The 3757-nt window shown below is 52.4% G+C and carries 3 protein-coding genes; all 3 read right to left on the reverse strand.

All coding sequences use genetic code 11. The features are described from left to right. Positions 1–716: 716 nt before the first annotated feature. The 3 genes from GX108_03975 to csm5 all read right to left on the reverse strand — a co-directional run bounded on the left by GX108_03975 (position 717) and on the right by csm5 (position 3722). Positions 717–1604 (reverse strand): hypothetical protein, encoded by an 888-nt coding sequence (locus GX108_03975; protein NLO56197.1) that lies wholly within the window; start codon positions 1602–1604, stop codon positions 717–719. A gap of 17 nt (positions 1605–1621) precedes the next feature. Next, complete coding sequence (gene cas6, locus GX108_03980; GenBank protein ID NLO56198.1) at positions 1622–2386, reverse strand: CRISPR-associated endoribonuclease Cas6; 765 nt, start codon at positions 2384–2386, stop codon at positions 1622–1624. 676 nt (positions 2387–3062) lie between these two features. Then, positions 3063–3722, reverse strand: coding sequence for a type III-A CRISPR-associated RAMP protein Csm5 (csm5, locus tag GX108_03985; protein ID NLO56199.1), 660 nt, complete (start codon positions 3720–3722; stop codon positions 3063–3065). Between the last annotated feature and the right edge of the window lie 35 nt (positions 3723–3757).

A 3757-nucleotide genomic window follows, 5' to 3' on the forward strand; every position in this document is an offset into this window, starting at 1 on the left:
CTGGTTGACTGAACAAGAGACTGCAAGCTTCCGGGAGCATCGATACAGCTTCGGGCCCAACGGTCATATTCCATCAATGCACCCAACAAAAGTGCCTTATCGGCCTCAACCCTTTTTTGGGGGTATATCATTGTTTCCATTTGGGCCTTTCTGAGAGGGATAAAGGGGTTGACCGCCACTTTTCTGGGAAAGAAGATCGAAAGATGGGGACCCCGCCAACCCTGAATTACCTCCGGCCTTTCACCGGTCATGCTCATCATAGGCGACCTCCCTCGTAAACCGGCAAAAAAACTCATAGGGGCATTTAGCACACTTAAAGCCCGGGAACATTTTCACTGAGCGGGATGGGGACCCCTCAGACTCACAATATATGGGTTCTGCTTTCTCCGACAGAATTACGGAAACCGTTCTCTTTCCATCGGTGACCTTACCCTTTTTTAGACCCATCTTTCTTAACCAGAAGATGGTCACTCCAACCCAAACGGGGAAAGTCAAGGCCGGCAACGATTGGACCAGCCGACCGCCATCGATGAAAGCTACGTTGGAAGGATGGGCATCCTCTTCAAGAAGGTCTACGTTAGCTTCGGCACCGTGACGATACCATTGCTCGTCCAATCCTGATATTCCATTATCACCTTGGGGAGATATCCCCCACTCAAAAAGCTGGCCCGCCCTGGCGCACCATAAAGACCACCCGAATGAGACAGGTCTGTCCGTCACTGAGGGAACTCCACTTTTCGGACCGACCGGTATTGGCTTTCTCCCATGAAGTGGGATATCAAGGCGTATCCCTCCCTGACAGGCAAGGACCGGAGACTCCAAGTCCTCTTCCCGTCACTGGCGGCCGGTCGCCGGTAATGGTCCCTGTAATAACGGGGTACATCTTCCAGAGTCTTACCGTCTTTGGGGTACTCAAACGGCCATAGATCGACAAACAAAGGCTCGAAAAGGAAATAGAGGTCCTCCACAAGGCAAGTATCGGACCTGTTGCCCAAGGGAAGGACGCCAACCCACGAATCTAAAGATAGTTTTGCGAAACTTCCGATTACCGTAGCTTTAGCCAGCCCCTGGAGCAGGCGGAGTGAAGAGGAGTCCATCCCTAATTCGAGCCTCCTCTCGTTATCCAATTCACCTATCAGGTCCTTTATTTCAGGGATGACTTTCTTCGTCTCGAGATAAACCTTGCTCATAAGAGCGAGGTAGCGATCTTCCCAAAGATCTACGCTGGAAGGCTTCAATTTTCTTGCCGCCATGCATCGAAGTCGGATCGCGCCCCTCACTATTTCTTTGGCAAGTTCAAGTCTGAGTTCGTGATCTAACAGAAAGGAGTACTGAGCGAGGGAGACCTGACCGGAGAGTATTGAAATAAAGGGCATCCAGGAACCTGAGAAATGACCCTTGTCAAAGAAATGGACGGGGACGTTCTTTTCTGACAGAAGGTTTAGGGCGGGGCCATCGATGTCCGCTCCTTCCAGGGCGAAGATCTCCGATATTTGGAGAATGGGGATCAGGCTTTTACCCCCACCGGAAGGATCTTCCATTTCTATAGTGTTGGTTTTCCTTTTTAAAACCACTTTTTTTATGAGGAAGACTTGATTAGGCATGGTCTTAACCTCCAGAATCACCGCCTGTTGTATACCTCGACCATTCCGAAACCCAGGCTGTTGCGGCTGCCGAAACCCGCGTAGTACCCCAAAGAAAGAAGCTCCGGAGGACCTTCCACCGAAAAGGGGACAAGGTGGCCCTTCACGATGTAACGCTCTTTGATAGTGATCTTCTTCCCCGTATTCCTGGAGGAGATATAATCGCGGTCAGGCTTGAATAGGACCTTGTCCTTAGGGGCTGTCCCGTGTAGGGTCTCCCATTTTTTATAAAGATTGTTCTCCACGATAGCCCAAAAGGAGACCTGGTCCGGGGTAAGATACCGATGCCCGAGCCTCTCGTCGGCTTCACTAGCCACAAGCGGCGAAATACAACTGAATGAGGCGGAGCCTTTCCCCAGATCAGGTGACCCTTCATCGGATACTTCCATCACTTCGGCTTCGAGGCCAGCTATCCGGAACGTCCCCAACGAAAGTAACCCTTCCGCGAAGAGGGTGGAAACAGCCGGTATGGGTGAGGCGAACCTCCAAAGCAGGTGATCGGTATCGAAAACAAGCTTTCCCCCGTCGATGCCTGTCTTACCCCTACCGGCCCAAAGGTTGCTGAAGGTAAAGAATTTAAAAGATGGTCCATCGAGGTGGGGAAATCCGACATCGTGAAGCGTTTTAGTGAAGTCCGGAGCCGCTCTCGACAAGCAGGAGTATACGGCCGATGATAGATACCATTGGTAGTTGAAATCGATCGATGAACCGGGCTCGATACCTAACTTGATCCTTAAACGCAATTCCGGTCACTCCCTTTCCGGGGGACTATGTCCAAATGTCCGTAACCTTTCCCCTTATCGGTCCCAAAACCCTTAAGGATCGCTACATCAAGAATCCGGCCCGCCATAGGGTGACGACTCCACAATTCTACGGAACCGAACATGAAGTCCTTGTTATCCGTACCATTGACCAGACGGACCGAGGTGATACTCCAGCCTGGAACCTCGCCCTCGACGGATCCCACCCACGATGACGTAAGGCCCAGGATCATCTCAGCCTCCCGGATCTCATTGAGAATCGAGAAAGGCTTTACCAGCGGAGTCCAGGTACGTAGCCTCACCGGGGAATGAAGCGGCCTTTCAGTCCCCCCACGTCGGCATCTCACGACGCGCACCCACGGGTGGGCCGAAGGGTCGGCATTAACGCGGACAACACGACATCGGCCCCCTGGACTCTCGATGGTTTTGCCGAAAAGCGACGTCAGACCGAGGGCCAACCTGGCATAACCTGCCGGCGAGGGAGCACACACAATGAAACCTACGTACCCGGAGCGTGAGGCTACAACTGGGCCTGCCCTGACAGGCTCATCGCCTGAAGGGATATTATTTTCAAGGAAAAGGGCCCTTGCCTCGGGTTCCCTCCATTCCTCCCGGTTTTCCGTTTCCAGGTAAACCGCAATGCTTCCTGCCGTTGCATTCATGGTACTGGAACGATCGTCAGCTTCGCCCAACCTAGCATCATCTGTGGGTTGCCAACGCTGTTAATCACCATTTTCCTGGAAAGGGGCCTATCCAAAACCCTTTCCTGAGAATACCCGGCAAGGACCGGGAAAAGCGAAGAGCCTGACCAGCCGCTCCCCCAACCAATCCTGATGATGGTGAATTCCTGTTCAAATTTCGGGTCCCAGAGTTCTTCACGGCCGTTACGCTCCAGGTACTTCTTCTCCAGATAGGCCATCACCTTGGCATGGTCCTGCAAGGCCATGAGGATATCGTTATGGTCACGGAATTTAACGAAGGGCATCAATTTCATATGATTTGCGAGCAACTCTTCGTCGATGGTCATCTCAAACTCAAAGGGCGTTCCCGGTTCCGCCACCTCGCAAAAGGCTGCGGGGGTGTTGCGACTTAGGATTTCAAGTTCCCCCCTCCTGGACGTGAAGATGTTTGTCGCGGCCATGACAAGCGGCTTCGGAGAGGGCAGGGAATCAGCGATCTTGAGGCACTTTAGGATGTCGTTCTTGGGATCCGGCCGGGGGTCTGAACCGGATCTGAACAGACCTTCGATCGTTCTTTCTCTTGCCGTGTTTCGTTTACGAATGGCGCCGATGTTGTCTTTGCTTGAGCGCCTCATCATAGTAATGACATCTTTTATATTCCTATCTTGGGCTA

This window comes from Thermovirga sp., assembly GCA_012523215.1.
Lineage (GTDB): Bacteria > Synergistota > Synergistia > Synergistales > Thermovirgaceae > 58-81.

Bases quoted from the DNA above. Each gene is read 5' to 3' on its own strand.
- GX108_03975 (NLO56197.1), bottom strand. From the start codon at position 1,604: ATGCCTAATCAAGTCTTCCTCATAAAAAAAGTGGTTTTAAAAAGGAAA.
- csm5 (NLO56199.1), bottom strand. From the start codon at position 3,722: ATGATGAGGCGCTCAAGCAAAGACAACATCGGCGCCATTCGTAAACGA.